We start from the raw sequence: 15022 nt of genomic DNA, 5'->3' as shown, positions 1-15022 counted from the left end.
GCGGCGAGATCCTTGCGGCCGGTGCGCAGCACATTGGTGGCGCCGATATTGCCTGAACCGATGCTGCGAATATCGCCCAAGCCGCTCAGGCGCGTCAGCACCAGTCCAAAGGGGATGGCGCCCAGCATATAACCCAGCACGGCAGCCGCCAGGTAATACGACGGTTCATGCGCCCAGAGATTAGGGTCGGTCATGTGTCAGCTTTCGCGCTTGCGCTGGAACACGGTCTGGCCGCCTACCACGGTGCGCAGGGCATGACCTTGCACGCGGCGGCCATCATAGGGCGAGTTCTTGGCCTTGGAACGAAATTTTTTCTCGTCGATGCGCCAGGGCGTATCGGGATCGAAGACCAGCAGGTCGGCCGGCGCACCCGGCGCCAGGCGACCGCTTTGCAGCTTGAGCAGCCGGGCCGGATTGCAGGTCAGGCAGGCGAGCAGCTTGAGCAGCGGGACCGAGCCGTTGTGATACAGCTCCAGCGTCAGGGCCAGCAAAGTTTCAAGGCCAATGATGCCGAATTCGGCCTGACCAAAAGGCAGCCGTTTGCTTTCCGGGTCCTGCGGTGCGTGGGCTGAGGAGATCACGTCGATGGTGCCGTCGGCGATGGCATCAACCACGGCCTTGCGGTCACTTTCGACACGCAAGGGTGGCTTGACCTTGGCGAAGGTACGATAGTCGCCGACATCGAGTTCGTTCAGGGCAAAATTATGCGGCGCCGCGCCGGCGGTGATGCGCAGGCCGCGCTGCTTGGCGCGCCGTACGGCATCGAGCGATTCCGCCGTGGAGAGATGCGTGGCATGCAGCCGGCTGCCGGTGACTTCCAGCAGGCGCAGGTCGCGCTCCAGCATGATGATCTCGGCCACGGCCGGGATTCCGGCAAGGCCGAGGCGAGCGGCGATCTCGCCCTCGTTCATCGCGCCGCCCTTGGCCAGCGACGGGTCTTCGCAATGCTGCATCAGCAACAGGTCGAAGGTGGTGGCATAGGACAATGCGCGCCGCATCAGGCGCGAGGAGGCAACCGGTTTTTCGCCATCGGTGAAGGCGACCGCGCCGGCCTGGGCCAGCAGGCCCAGTTCGGTCATCTCCTCGCCCTTGGTGCCCTTGGTGATCGCGGCGGCCGGCAGGATTCGCACCACGGCGGTATCGGCGGCGCGACGGGCGATGAATTCCACCAGCGCGACCTCATCGATCACCGGATCGGTATTGGGCATTGCCACCATGGTGGTGACGCCGCCCGCCGCCGCCGCGCGGGCGCCGGTAGCGATGGTTTCCTGGTGCTCGGCGCCGGGTTCCCGCAGCCAGACATGCATGTCGATTAGGCCGGGCGCGAGGCAATGGCCCTGGCAGTCGATCACCTCGGTATCGCCGGCAAAGCCGCCGCTGGCGAGCTTGGGGCCAAGATCGATGATGCGATCGCTTTCGGTCAGCAGGGCGCCCTTGACGTCGAGACCCGAGGAGGGGTCGAGCAGGCGCGCGTTGGTGTAGAGCGTGCGGCGACGTGGCGGCATGGCGATATCTTCAGGTCCCGGCCGGCGTGGTGCCGCGCCAGTTCGGCAGGTGCTGGGCCAGCAGCTCCAGGCAGGCCATGCGGACGGCGACGCCCATCTCGACCTGCTCGTGGATCACGCTGCGATGAATGTCGTCAGCCACCTCGGTATCGATCTCGATGCCGCGGTTCATCGGTCCCGGGTGCATGATCAGGGCATCGGATTTGGCGAAGCCGAGCTTTTCGTAATCGAGACCGTAAAAGTGGAAATACTCGCGCGTGGACGGCACGAAGGAGCCGTGGAAACGCTCCATCTGCAGGCGCAGCATCATGACGATGTCGACGTCGGTCAGGCCCTTGCGCATATCATGGAACACCTCGACGCCCAACCGGTCAGCATAAGCCGGCAGCAGGGTAGGCGGCGCGATCAGGCGCACCCGGGCCCCCATGGTGTTGAGCAGATGGATATTCGAGCGCGCCACCCGGCTGTGCAGGATGTCGCCGCAGATCGCCACCGAAAGCCCTTCGAGCCTGCCCTTGCGGCGGCGGATGGTCAGCGCATCCAGCAGGGCCTGGGTCGGGTGCTCATGGCTGCCGTCGCCGCCGTTGATCACGCCGCAACCGACCTTCTGGGCCAGCAGGGCGACCGCGCCAGAATCCTGGTGCCGCACCACCAGCAGATCGGGGTGCATGGCGTTCAGGGTGATGGCGGTGTCGATCAGGGTCTCGCCCTTTTTCACCGAAGAGGTGGCGACCGACATGTTGATGACGTCAGCCCCGAGTCGCTTGCCGGCCAGCTCAAACGAGGTTCGGGTCCGGGTCGAGTTCTCGAAGAACAGGTTAATGATGGTGCGGCCGCGCAGGCTGGTCTGTTTCTTCTCCACCGCCCGGTTCAGGTCGACGTAATAGTCGGACCGGTTCAGCAGGATTTCGATATCCTGGGCTGAAAGTCCTTCAATTCCAAGGAGATGGCGGTGAGGAAACGGCACCGGTGACCCGTGGCCGGGCTGTTCGGCGGTTTTGGCGGCGCGACTGGCTGACATTGACGAATCATCATACAGAAATCGGGCCCGCGCGGCAATGAAACCATTAACCATTTTCTGCTCTGCTGCCCATCATGGTGCAGGATTATCGCCAGAATCAGGTCGAGCTTACGACTGCCGATACGGCAGCCAGCGAGGCCGTGCGCCTGCTGCAGGTGCTGAACGGCCGGGCCCAGGATGTCCATGTCGCCACGGTCGAGATGTCGGACCGGGCCATGCTGATCGGTTTCTCCGATTATGCCGATGCCTTCCGCCGCGTGCAGGAATTCCTGTCCTTCTGCGACGTGATCGAAAGCAAGCTGGAAAACATGCCGCCGGTGACGCGCGAACCGATCCTGCATGAAGTGACGGCCGTGAAGGTGCGCGCCTTCCATGCCCTGCTGCGTGGCATCGGGGCTTATCTGACCGTGCTGGAACGGCGCGGCATGATCAATTTCTTCGCCCAGGCCGTGTTCCTAATGCAGCAGGACGTGCTGGCTGACTTCCGCCGCGACATCCTGCCCAACGTGCCGCCGCAGCTGATTCCCGAAAACATGGGGTTGCTGTATGATGAGGTCGAGCAGCGCATGAAGCAGATGCTGGAACGCTGCATCGACGTGCCCGACTTCCGTTTCGAGACATGACCACAGGTACGCTGGGACTGGATCCGGCCGTGCTGGAACAGCTGCAGGCGGGCCTGGATGCGCATCGGCGCGGCGACCTGACGGCAGCCGAAAAGCTGTATCGCGCCGTGCTGGCGGCAGCCCCGGAAACCCTGGATGCCAGCAACCTGCTGGCCCGCCTTCTGGTACAGGTCGGGCGGGCCGGAGAAGCGGCGCCACTGTTGCGCCATGCCATCGACAGGGCGCCATCCGAAGCGGGTTTGTGGCTGAGCTATACGGAGTGCCTGCTGGCGGCTGGCCAGCTCGTGCTGGCGCGCGAAGCTGCCGAAACGGCGCGCCGTTTGGCCCCCAATGATCCGGACATCCTCTACCTGTGGGCGGAGGCGCAACGCGTGGCCGGGGCCTGGGAAATGGCGGCAGGCGGGTATCGGCAATTGCTGGCCCGCAGGTCTGACCATGCCGGGGCCTGGCTGCAACTGGGCGACTGCCTGCGCAGGCTGGGCGATGCGCCCGGCGCGCTTGATGCGGCCCGCCGCGCCGTACAACTCGCGCCACAGGCGCCGGAATGCCACAACAATCTGGGTGGTCTGCTGGCGGCACAGGGTGACCACGCCACCGCACTGATGCATTTCGACCAGGCTTTGCAGCTGCGACCGAATTATCCGATGGCAATGGTCAACAAGGCCGGCTCACTGCGCGAAACCGGCCAGGCCGAGGCCGCGCTGGCTCTGGCCCGGCAGGCGGTTCAACTGACCCAGGGTCATCCCGATGCCTGGCTGGCGCAGGCCCAGGCGCTGCACGTGCTGGGTGATCTGCCGGCAGCCGTTGCAGCTTACCGCGAAGCCCTCAGCCGACGCCCACAGGATGCCGAGGGACAATGGAATTATGCCCTTGCTGCCCTGGCGCAGGGCGACTTCGCTTCCGGCTGGCTGGCCTATCGCTGGCGCTGGCGCAAGGACGAGCCTCCGCTGCCGCAGCGCAGTTGGCCCTGGCCGGAATGGCAGAGCGATGCCCTGCCGGAGCGACTGCTGCCCGGGCGGCTGCTGCTTTGGGGCGAACAGGGGCTGGGCGACCGGCTGCTGTTTCTGCAGTATCTGCCCGATCTGCTGGCGAGGGGCAACGGCAGCGTAACGCTGGAAACCGATGCGCGGCTGATCCCGCTGCTGCGACGCAGTTTCCCGCAGCTGGATTTCGTCGCCGAAATGCCACAGCCTGATCCGGCTCTTATGGCAGCCCGTTTCGACGCTCACCTGCCGCTTGGCGATCTGCCGCGGCAGGCACCGCCTGGCCATTCGTTTCTGAAAGCCGATATGTCGCGCGCCGCGGAACTTGCGGCCCGGTATCGCGACGGCAGCGCCGATCGTCTGATCGGGCTGTCCTGGCGCAGCGCCAACCCGGCATTGGGCGCCGCGAAATCGCTATCGCCTGAAACCCTGGCCCCGCTGGCCGCCCTGAAGAAACATCGGTTCGTCTGCCTGCAATACGGCGCCACCGAGGCCGAGCATGAGGTGCTCACCGCGCTGTTTGGCGCACGCTATATCCGCGACCCGGCCATCGATGCGCAGAACGATCTGGACGGGCTGGCGGCACAGATCGCCGGGCTTGATCTGGTGCTGAGCGTGTCGAATGTGACGGCGCATCTGGCAGGTGCATTGGGGCTGCCGGTCTGGCTGCTGGCCCCGACAGGCAAGAGCCGTTTTTTCTACCTGATGGGGGCGGGCGAGGATACGCCCTGGTATCCGCAGATGCGGATTTTCCGCCACAATGCCGCCGAAGACTGGTCCGGCCTGCTGGAGATCGTGGCAAACCGGCTGGAATCGCTGGAAAAACCGGGCTCCAGGTGATAGCACAGGGCCCGCCGCTGGCATCGCCGCCGCCCAGACCCTAGTTTAAGCCCATGACCCAAAAAACCTATTACATCACCACGCCGATCTATTACGTCAATGACAAGCCGCATATCGGGCATGCCTATACATCGCTGGCCTGCGACGTGCTGGCGCGCTTCAAGCGGCTGGACGGCTATGACGTGATGTTCCTGACCGGCACCGACGAGCATGGCCAGAAAGTTGAGAAGGCGGCCGAGGTGGCCGGCGTCGATCCGCAGGCCTTCTGCGATGGGGTGAGCCAGAGTTTCCGCGACCTGGCCAAGGCGATGAATTTCTCCAACGACGATTTCATCCGCACCACCGAGCCGCGACACGTGAAGTCGGTGCAGGCGCTGTGGCAGAAGGTGGTCTCGTCGGGCAATATCTATCTGGGCCATTATGAAGGCTGGTACGCCGTGCGCGACGAGGCCTTCTATCAGGAAGACGAATTGCAGGACGGCCCGAACGGCCAGAAGCTGGCGCCCTCGGGCGCGCCGGTCGAATGGGTGAAGGAGCCGTCGTATTTCTTCAAGCTGTCGGCCTGGGGCGACCGGCTGCTGAAATTCTATGAAGACAATCCCGGCTTCATCCTGCCGGCCAGCCGCCGCAACGAGGTGATCAGCTTCGTGAAGGGCGGCCTGAAGGATCTCTCGGTATCGCGCACCACATTCAAGTGGGGCATCCCGGTGCCGGGCGATGAGGCTCATGTGATGTATGTGTGGTTCGACGCGCTGACCAACTACATCACCGCCGCCGGCTATCCCGACACGAACAGCGAAAGCTACAGGAAATTCTGGCCGGCCGACCTGCATATGGTGGGCAAGGACATCCTGCGCTTCCATGCCGTCTATTGGCCGGCCTTCCTGATGGCCGCCGACCTGGCGCCGCCCAAGCGCGTCTTCGCCCATGGCTGGTGGACCAATGAAGGCCAGAAGATTTCGAAGTCGCTGGGCAATGTGATTGATCCGCTGGCGCTGATCGAGGAATACGGCCTGGAGCAGACGCGCTATTTCCTGATGCGCGAAGTGCCATTTGGCAATGACGGCGATTTTCGTCGCGCCGCCATCGTCAGCCGCATCAACAGCGAACTGGCCAATGGCTTCGGCAACCTGGCGCAGCGCACATTGTCGTTCTGCGCCAAGAACACCAATGCCGCCGTGCCGACGCCTGGCCTACTGACCGAGATGGACGAGGCGCTGCTGGCAGAAGCCGACAGTCTGGCTGATCGCATGCGCGTCACACTGGACGAGCAGGCGATCCATACCGCTTTGCAGCAGTGGTTTGATCTGGTCGATGCGGCGAACAAGTATATCGACGTCGCCGCGCCCTGGACCCTGCGCAAGACCGATCCGGCCCGCATGGAAACCGTGCTATGGGCCTTGCTGGAGGCGATCCGCCAGCTTGCCATTCTGGCCCAGGCGATCATGCCGGTTTCGGCCGCGAAAATGCTCGACCAGCTCGGCGTCTCGGAAGCCGCGCGCAGCTTTGCCCATCTGGGTGAGCTTGGCCGCCTGCGCGCCGGCACGCCGCTGCCAGCCCCGCAGGGCGTGTTCCCGCGCTATGTCGAAGCCGCAAAGGAAGGCGCCTGACATGGCCCTGCTGGTCGACAGCCATTGTCATCTCGATTTTCCGGATTTCGCCGAGGAGCGTGATGCGATCATCCAGCGCGCACGCCAGGCCGGCATCGGGTTGATGCTGACCATCTCGACGCGGCTGGACCAATTCGATCGCGTGCTGGCCGTAGCGGAAACCTATCCCGATGTCTATTGCACCGTCGGTATCCATCCGCACGAAGCCGATGATCATGTGGACGTGGCCGCGGCAAAACTGGTCGAACTGGCGCGGCATCCAAAGGTGGTCGGCATCGGCGAGACGGGGCTGGACTATTTCTACGAACACAGCGACCGCGAAGCGCAGAAGACATGCTTCCTTGCGCATATCCAGGCCGCACGCGAAACCGGCCTGCCGGTGGTAATCCATACCCGCGATGCCGATGACGATACCGCCGCCATCATTGAGGCCGAGATGGCCAAGGGCAGGTTCAAGGGCCTGCTGCATTGCTTCTCGTCCGGCCATGCCTTGGCCGAACTGGCGGTGAAGCATGACATGATGGTGTCATTCTCGGGCATCCTGACCTTTAACAAGGCCCGCGAGGTGCAGCATTCGGCGCAGAGTTTACCATTGCGCAATCTGCTGGTGGAAACCGATGCACCGTATCTGGCACCGGTGCCGTTGCGCGGCAAGCGTAACGAACCATCCTTCGTCGTGCACACAGCGGCTTTCCTCGCCAAGCTGAAGCAGGTCGGCATCGCCGAAATCACCGAGGCGACTACGGCGAATTTTCTGCGGCTGTTCGACAAGGTCCCGCAGGCGGCGGTGATTGACCGCCGGGCTGCCTGATCCTGACGATGCGCGCGATCATCCTGGGCTGCGGCACGTCAGCCGGCGTTCCTCGCATCGATGGCGACTGGGGCGCCTGCGATCCGGCCGAACCGAAGAACCGGCGTTCGCGTTGCTCGATTGTCATCGAGCAGGGCGATACGCGGCTATTGGTCGATACCAGCCCGGATTTGCGCAACCAGTTCCTGGCCAATGATATTAAATGGGTCTCGGCCGTGGCATGGACCCATGACCATGCCGATCAGACCCATGGCCTGGATGACCTGCGCATCCTGGCCTATACCTCGCGCCAGCGCGTGCCGGGCTATGCCGATGCCTTCACCCATGAACGGCTGAAGCGTAAATTCGGCTATTGCTTCGAAAAAGCCGGTGATGGTTATCCGCCGATCATAGAACCACGTTTGATCGATGGTCCGTTCAGCGTTGGCGCCATTGATGTTATGCCAATCATGCAGCGACACGGGAATATTGACTCCCTGGGATTCCGTTTCGGCGACATTGCCTATTCCAACGACGTGGTCGGACTGGATGACGATGCCTTTGCGGCGCTCGAAGGCGTGAAGCTATGGATCGTCGACGCCATGCGCTATACGCCGCATCCGACCCATAGCCATGTCGAGCAGACGCTGGAATGGATCGCGCGCGTGAAGCCGCAACGCGCGGTACTGACCAACATGCATATCGATCTGGATTACAGCACGTTGAAAGGCGAACTCCCGCCAGGCGTCGAGCCCGCCTATGATGGCATGGTGCTGGAATGCTGAAGTCGATCTGGGCGGTCAGCCAGAAGGGCGCTGCCGGCATGCTGAACCAGGCACTCGGCTTGGCCGAGGCCTTGTTCAACGGCGGCGGCTTCGGCCTGCCGCAGAGCTTCGAAGTCGAGTATCGCTGGCCCTATACCTGGGCGCCGATGCATCCGGCCTTTGCCAGCCTGAATGCGATCACACCGGAAAGCCGGGCGTTGTTCGGCGATCAGCCCTGGCCGGATGTGCTGATCACCTGCGGCCGCAAATCGGCGCTCTGGGCGCTGGCGGTAAAGAAAGCCAGCGGCGGCAGGACCACGCTGATCCATGTCCAGGATCCGAAGGCCTCGTCGCGCTATTGGGATCTGTTGATCGTCCCGGAGCATGACCGCATGCGCGGCCCCAATGTGCTGGTCTCCAAGGGGGCACTACACCGCGTCACGCGGCTGAAGCTGCAGACTGGCGCCGAGGCGCTGCGACAGGAATACGCGCATCTGCCTTATCCGCGCGTGGCCGTTCTGGTGGGCGGGAACAACCGTTACTACACGCTGGATGAAGACTGGATGCATGAGTTTGTCGTCCAGCTTCGCACCATGGCGGAACGTTCGGGCTGCGGCATCATGGCGACTATCTCGCGCCGGAGCGGCGAAGCCGAGACCAATATCCTGCGCGGCGGCCTGGCCAGCCTGCCGGCCGTATTGTGGGACGGGAAGGGGCCAAACCCCTATTTCGGTTTTCTCGGTCTGGCCGATGCCATCGTGGTGACCTGCGATTCCGTGTCGATGATTTCGGAGGCCTGCTCCACCGGCAAGCCGGTGCTGGTCGCGCGTCTGCCGGGCAAGTCGAAACGCTTTGATGCGTTTTTCGACAGCCTGCTCAAAGACGGCCTGATCCAGTGGTTCGATGGCCGCCTGATGCAGTGGGATAACCGCCGCCTGGATGACATGGACCACATGGCGCAGGACGTCAGACAGCGCCTGGGCTGGGCCTGATCTTTCCGGTCTCTGATTTTTTATTAGTTATAATATTACATTTATAGCTGAGTGGCTTTATTTTGCGATCGTTTCTCATTATTAATAGCTACACCCCAGCTGGTGGGCCGCACGCAGAGGCGGTGCGATAATGGAGTAAAATATTGATGACCCATGAATTTTCCTTCATGGCGATGGTTCTCGATGCGGATCCGATCGTCCAGTTGGTAATGGCGCTGCTGGTGCTGGCTTCGATTACCTGTTGGGCAATCATGATTGAAAAGGCGGCCAAATTCCGCCGGGTGCGTCGGGCCGCCTCGGCCTTTGAGACTGCGGTAAAGGCCGACGCATTACTGGCTGCCGGCGGGAAAACCACCATCGACGGCCTGCAGGGCGCCATCCTGGCAGCCGCAGCCCGCGAGAAGCGGGACGGGCAGGATATTGGCGAAAGTCGGCATGATTTCCGCGCCCGGCTGGAAATCGCCATGCGACTGGCCATGGCGCAGCAGCTCCGCCAGGTCGAGCCCGGCCTGCCGTTTCTGGCGACCGTCGGCTCGGCGGCACCTTTCGTGGGTCTGTTCGGCACCGTCTGGGGCATCATGAACAGCTTCACCGCCATTGCCGGCTCGAACGACACCAGCCTGGCCGTCGTGGCGCCGGGCATCGCCGAGGCCCTGTTCGCCACCGCGCTTGGCCTAGTGGCCGCCATTCCGGCCGTGATTGCGTACAACAAGCTGAGCACCGATCTGGGGCGCCTGGCGCAGCGCTTCAACGCGGCCATCTCCGAGGCGGCCCGCCAATTCGCCCGCGGCGGCACACATGCCGCGCGCGCCCATGCCGAGGCCGGACAGTAAGAGGCCGATCATGGCGATTTCCCCCATAGGCGGCGGCAGCGGCGGTTTCGAGGACGACAGTTTTAGCAGCTACAAGCCGCTGGCCGATATCAACGTAACGCCCTTTGTCGACGTCATGCTGGTGCTGCTGATCATTTTCATGGTTGCCGCGCCGCTGATGATGGTCGGCGTGCCGCTGCAATTGCCGAAGACCACGGCCACCAAGGTGTCTCCGCCCAAGGAGCCGCTGGTCATCAGCATGGACAAGGATGGCAAACTGTTCATCCGCAAAGACCCTGTCGAAGAGCAGGATCTGGTGCGCGTCCTGAGCGAGATGCGCCATGCCGAGTCGGATACCGCGGTCTATGTCCGCGGCGACAAGGCTTTGGAATACGGCCGCATAATGGATCTCATGAGCCTTGTCGGCCAAGCCGGCTATGGCAAGATTTCTCTGGTGGCGGAAGGCGTGACAAAACCGGCTGCCGCTGGTTTGGCGCCGCGGTAACACGTGATGAAGACGCAGGTTTCATCCTGGATGGTATCGGTTGCCGCCCATGCAACGATCGCGGCGGCGTTTCTGTTCGGCCTGCCGTTCTTTACCAAGCCCATCGTGGCCGAGGAAAAGCTCCAGGGTGTCGAAGTGCTGCTGATGGCGAGCGCTCCTCCGGCAGAAGCGCCAGCGCCTCAGCCCTTTGTCGAGCATGCCCCACCTCCGCCGCCACCGGAACTGGTCAAGGAACCGGAGCTGATCACCTCGACCACAACGGAATCGGATGTCGAACCGGTATTGCCGCCGAAACCAAAACCGGTGGTCAAGCGTTCGCCAAAACCACAACCGCCCAAGCCGCAACCCGAGCCTGTGACCAAGCCAGTCGAGGCTCCGCCGCCAGCCGCCGAACCGGCGCCGGTCAGAACGCAGGTAGCGGCCGCTCCGCCGGCACCATCCGGACCAGTCATGGCGGCGCCGCGCGTCGTGGCCAATCCGAACGCAGAAGCAAATTATTATGCGACCCTGCTGGCCTGGCTGGAACGATACAAGGAATATCCGCGTCGAGCCCAGTTGCGGCGCATGGAAGGCGTAACGCATCTGCGCTTCACCATCGATGAGCAGGGCCGCGTCACACGCCATCGTATTGAACGCAGTTCAGGCCATGACGCGCTCGATGATGCCGTTGAGCGCATGATTGCCAAGGCATCGCCATTGCCGCCGATCCCGGCAACCCTGGGCAAGAATAGCCTAGACGTGGTTGTGCCGATCCAGTTTTTCTTGAAATGAGCTTGTCCAGGGGAAGAGTTGTCATGCATCGCATTGCCATCGCGCTGGCTTTCGCACTGGGACTGTTTGCAGCCGGAAATGCCTCCGCCGCAGGACAGGATGCAACCAAGTCGGCGGTCCTGAAAACCTATGGCGATATCGCCCAGGCAATCTACGAGGACTCGCTGACCTCGGCACGCGGCCTGCAAAAGGCTGTCTCCACCCTGATCGCGGCCCCGTCGGAAGCCAGCCTCAAGGCGGCGCGTGAAGCCTGGATTGCCTCGCGCGTGCCTTACATGCAGAGCGAGGTCTACCGCTTCGGCAATGCCGTCGTTGATGACTGGGAAGGCCGGGTCAATGCCTGGCCGCTGGACGAGGGCCTGATCGACTATGTCGATGCCGGCCGCTATGGCGAGGAATCCGACGAGAATCCACTCTATACCGCGAACGTGATCGCAAACAGGCAGATCAGGTTTGGCGGCAAGGTTCTGGATGCGGCGAAAATCGACTGGAAGCTGCTGCGCAAGCTGCATGAAGTCGGCGGCGTAGAGGCCAATGTCGCGACCGGTTATCACGCCATCGAGTTCCTGCTCTGGGGCCAGGACCTGAACGGCACCGGTCCAGGTGCCGGCAACCGGCCCTGGACCGATTATGCAAAGCAGGGCTGCACCAACGGCAATTGCGACCGTCGCGGCCAGTATCTGACCGTGGCAACCCAGATGCTGGTTGACGATCTGGCCTGGATGGCCAGGCAGTGGCAGACTAATGGCGCGGCGCGCAAGGCGCTAACCGAGAAAAGCCTGGATGCCGGCATCGGCGCGATCCTGACCGGCCTGGGCAGCCTGTCTTACGGTGAGTTGGCCGGCGAACGCATGAAGCTTGGACTGCTGCTGCACGATCCCGAGGAGGAGCATGACTGCTTCTCTGACAACACACACAATGCGCATTATTACGACGTGGCAGGCATGCTGAATGTCTATGGCGGCGAATACAAACGGATCAATGGAAGCCTAGTAAAGGGGCTGGGCCTGACGCATCTGGTGCGCGTGGTCGCCCCGGAGCTGGATACCGAGATGCGCGGCAAGCTGAAGGCGACCATCGATGCCTTCAGCGCGATCAGGCAGCGCGCCGAGACCAGGGAAGCCTATGACCAGATGATCGGCGAGGGGAATGCAGAGGGTAGCACCCTGATACAGGCCGGCATCGACCGGCTGACCGACCAGACGAAGACGCTGGAGCGCTTGGTTGCCGCGCTGGAACTGAATGCCACATTCGAAGGGTCAGACAGTCTTGATGCGCCCGATAAGGTCGGCAAGAAGTAAGATCGCGGGTGCCGGCATCGTCGCCCTTGCGACGGTTCTGGCGGTCCCAGCCGGCGCCGATGAACGACGCCCTGGCGGCGATGCAACGGTTACCAAGCCGCTCAACAGCTCGGTCTTTTCCCATCCTTCCGCCAACATGCGGTTCGAGCGGCAGCTCGATTTCAAGATCGGCGATGGGATTTTCCGCAAGCTCTGGGCATCGTCGCCAAGCTCGACCACGTCGTCGGATGGCCTTGGCCCGCTGTATAACGCGCGCTCCTGCCAGTCCTGTCATCTGAAGGATGGCCGTGGCCGGCCGCCGGCCGAGGGCGAAGCGGCGGGGTCGATGTTCCTGCGTCTCAGCATCCTGCCGCAGGGCCAAGCAGACCGGCAGGCGCTGGAATCCTTCATCCGCGCGGTGACGCCGGAGCCGACCTATGGCACGCAGCTACAGACCTTTTCCGTGCAGGGCCTGCTGGCCGAGGGCCGCATGGAGATTCGATACAGTGACGTAAAAGTCGAGTTCGCCGATGGCGAAACGGTCATGCTGCGCAAGCCAGACTACAGCATCGCGGACCTGAATTATGGGCCTCTGCATCCACAAACCATGATCTCGCCGCGGGTGACACCGCAGATGATCGGCCTCGGACTGCTGGAGATGATCCCGGAAGCCGACATCCTGCGCCACGCCGACCCCGAAGACGGCAACCACGATGGTATCGCCGGCCTGCCCAACCGGGTGTGGAGTCACGCCCATGGTAAACCGATGCTCGGCCGTTTCGGTTGGAAATCCGGCGCCGCCACGGTGGCCGACCAGACGGCGGAGGCCTTTGCCGGTGATCTTGGTCTCTCCACGCCGCTTCTGCCCAAAGCCTCTCGTGGCGAATGCACGGTGACGCAACGCGACTGCCTGAACGCGCCGACGGGCGACGACCCGGACGAAGGCGTCGAAGTGCCGCGTCAGATGTTTGATCTGACGGTGTTTTATGCGCGCAACCTGGCTGTGCCGGCGCGACGCAAACCCGATGATCCCGCCGTGCGTCGTGGCCAGGCTTTGTTTGCGGTGGCGGGTTGCGCGAGTTGTCACATTCCCAGCCATCAGACGGCGGCAGATGCGGCCCATCCTGAACAATCGGAGCAGACCATCTGGCCCTATACCGACCTCCTGCTGCATGACATGGGCGAGGGCTTGGCCGACAACCGGCCGGAAAGCCGCGCCAGCGGCCGGCACTGGCGCACCGCGCCGCTCTGGGGCATCGGCCTGACCCGTACGGTCAGTGGCCACGATTTTCTGCTGCATGACGGTCGCGCCCGAGGCGTACTGGAAGCCATTTTATGGCATGGTGGCGAAGCGCAGCCAGCGCGCGACCGCGTGGCCGGCATGAATCGCCAGGAACGGGCCGATCTGCTGGCCTTTATCAATTCGCTGTAACGCGGAGACAGGCATGCATAGCCCAAGGCTGGTGTTGTTCCTGCTGTTGGTTCTGCCGGAATCGGCAATGGCCCTTGAGGCAAAGACCTATGATGTGATCAACCGCGTCGCGGTCGAAGGCCACGTCCTGCCGCGCTATGATGGCTTGGCAACAGCAACTGCAAAGCTGGAACAGACGGTCAGGGTTTTCTGTGCTGCGCCGGTCGCAGGGCGGAAGATCGAAACGCTGCAGCAAGCCTATCACGATACAGCCGATGCCTGGCAGGATATCCAGCATGTGCGGTTCGGTCCGATTGATCTGTTTTTCCGCAGCCAGCGTTTCGCCTTCTGGCCCGATCCGCGCAACACCATCGGCAAACAGATGGCCGAGTTGATCGCCAAGCATGCCAAGGGGGCGGTTGATGCCGATATCCTGGGCCGCGGCAGCGTTGCGGTTCAGGGCCTGCCGGCGTTGGAGCGCATTATTTTTGGCGAAGACGCGAAAAAGCTGCAGGCCGGCCCAGATGCGGTTTTCCGTTGCGGATATATGGCTGCAATCGCGGAAAACCTGCACGGCATGGTACGCGAAACACGGCAGGAATGGCGCGCGACGGACAAAGGCTTTGCCGCACAGATGCTGAACCCGGGGCAGGGTAGCGATCCACGCTACCGTGATGCCCAGGAGGCCACGCTGGACCTGTTCAAGAGCCTCTATACGGCGATCGAACTGGCGGCTGATCACAAGCTGGCCCGGCCGCTCGGCGCTTCGGCCGACGATGCCCGGCCGCGCCTTGCGGAATCCTGGCGCAGCGAACGCTCGCTACGCAATATCCAGCGCAATCTGGCGGCAGCGGCCGATCTGTATGCGACGGCCTTTGCGACGCAGGTCACAGATAAATCTCTGGATACAGCGATCCGCGATGCCTTTACACGCGCACAAACCTCGGCAGCAGCGCTGCCCATGCCACTGGAACGCGCGGTGCAGGATGATGCCGGACGCAAACAGGCCGAGAAGCTGGCCGCCGATACGCTGGCGTTGAAGACCATGGTGATGCAGCGCCTACCCGCGGCGCTACAGATTGCGGTTGGTTTCAATGCGCTGGATGGTGACTGAA

The 15022-nt window shown here is 63.0% G+C and carries 15 protein-coding genes; 12 read left to right on the top strand and 3 right to left on the bottom strand.

The features are described 5' to 3' along the window. From Q1J79_RS06310 to Q1J79_RS06300, 3 genes are all read right to left on the bottom strand, one after another. Positions 1–194: glycerol-3-phosphate acyltransferase (locus Q1J79_RS06310; RefSeq protein ID WP_300298066.1), on the bottom strand; the 194-nt coding region annotated here is incomplete at its 3' end. A 3-nt stretch (positions 195–197) separates the two neighbouring features. Continuing rightward, positions 198–1505 (bottom strand): dihydroorotase, encoded by a 1308-nt coding sequence (gene pyrC, locus Q1J79_RS06305; protein ID WP_300298063.1) that lies wholly within the window; start codon positions 1503–1505, stop codon positions 198–200. A 10-nt stretch (positions 1506–1515) separates the two neighbouring features. Beyond that, complete coding sequence (locus Q1J79_RS06300) at positions 1516–2526, bottom strand: aspartate carbamoyltransferase catalytic subunit (protein WP_300298060.1); 1011 nt, start codon at positions 2524–2526, stop codon at positions 1516–1518. A gap of 74 nt (positions 2527–2600) precedes the next feature. Here Q1J79_RS06300 and Q1J79_RS06295 point away from each other — a divergent pair, with 74 nt between their 5' ends. From Q1J79_RS06295 to Q1J79_RS06240, 12 genes are all read left to right on the top strand, one after another. Then, on the top strand, positions 2601–3149 hold the full coding sequence (locus Q1J79_RS06295; protein ID WP_300298058.1) for a hypothetical protein: 549 nt from the start codon (positions 2601–2603) through the stop codon (positions 3147–3149). After that, entirely contained in the window at positions 3146–4972 is a 1827-nt protein-coding gene (locus Q1J79_RS06290; RefSeq protein WP_300298055.1) for a tetratricopeptide repeat protein, read from the top strand. The genes Q1J79_RS06295 and Q1J79_RS06290 overlap by 4 nt, the downstream gene beginning before the upstream one ends. A gap of 53 nt (positions 4973–5025) precedes the next feature. Further along, complete coding sequence (gene metG / locus Q1J79_RS06285) at positions 5026–6582, top strand: methionine--tRNA ligase (RefSeq protein ID WP_300298052.1); 1557 nt, start codon at positions 5026–5028, stop codon at positions 6580–6582. 7 nt (positions 6583–6589) lie between these two features. Beyond that, positions 6590–7393 (top strand): TatD family hydrolase, encoded by an 804-nt coding sequence (locus Q1J79_RS06280; protein WP_300298089.1) that lies wholly within the window; start codon positions 6590–6592, stop codon positions 7391–7393. 8 nt (positions 7394–7401) lie between these two features. Continuing rightward, positions 7402–8157: an MBL fold metallo-hydrolase gene (locus tag Q1J79_RS06275; protein WP_300298049.1), complete on the top strand. Its 756-nt coding sequence runs from the start codon at positions 7402–7404 to the stop codon at positions 8155–8157. Beyond that, positions 8151–9128 carry a mitochondrial fission ELM1 family protein gene (locus Q1J79_RS06270; protein WP_300298046.1) on the top strand — a complete coding sequence of 326 codons (978 nt, stop codon included), beginning with the start codon at positions 8151–8153 and terminating at the stop codon, positions 9126–9128. Before Q1J79_RS06275 ends, Q1J79_RS06270 begins: the two co-directional genes overlap by 7 nt. A gap of 146 nt (positions 9129–9274) precedes the next feature. Beyond that, a complete protein-coding gene (locus tag Q1J79_RS06265) occupies positions 9275–9961 on the top strand; it encodes a MotA/TolQ/ExbB proton channel family protein (RefSeq protein ID WP_300298043.1) in 687 nt (228 codons plus the stop codon). Positions 9962–9971: 10 nt separating this feature from the next. Further along, on the top strand, positions 9972–10445 hold the full coding sequence (locus Q1J79_RS06260; protein WP_300298041.1) for an ExbD/TolR family protein: 474 nt from the start codon (positions 9972–9974) through the stop codon (positions 10443–10445). 6 nt (positions 10446–10451) lie between these two features. Beyond that, positions 10452–11216 carry an energy transducer TonB gene (locus tag Q1J79_RS06255; RefSeq protein WP_300298039.1) on the top strand — a complete coding sequence of 255 codons (765 nt, stop codon included), beginning with the start codon at positions 10452–10454 and terminating at the stop codon, positions 11214–11216. A 23-nt stretch (positions 11217–11239) separates the two neighbouring features. After that, positions 11240–12517 carry an imelysin family protein gene (locus Q1J79_RS06250; RefSeq protein ID WP_300298036.1) on the top strand — a complete coding sequence of 426 codons (1278 nt, stop codon included), beginning with the start codon at positions 11240–11242 and terminating at the stop codon, positions 12515–12517. After that, positions 12459–13928: a di-heme oxidoredictase family protein gene (locus Q1J79_RS06245; RefSeq protein WP_367182965.1), complete on the top strand. Its 1470-nt coding sequence runs from the start codon at positions 12459–12461 to the stop codon at positions 13926–13928. The genes Q1J79_RS06250 and Q1J79_RS06245 overlap by 59 nt, the downstream gene beginning before the upstream one ends. A 13-nt stretch (positions 13929–13941) precedes the next feature. Next, complete coding sequence (locus Q1J79_RS06240; RefSeq protein WP_300298030.1) at positions 13942–15021, top strand: imelysin family protein; 1080 nt, start codon at positions 13942–13944, stop codon at positions 15019–15021. The last annotated feature ends 1 nt before the right edge of the window (position 15022 follow it).

Source organism: Ferrovibrio sp. (assembly GCF_029255545.1).
GTDB lineage: Bacteria > Pseudomonadota > Alphaproteobacteria > Ferrovibrionales > Ferrovibrionaceae > Ferrovibrio.
The sequence above is the reverse complement of the archived record's forward strand: the minus strand, read 5'-3'. Positions and strand labels throughout refer to the sequence as shown.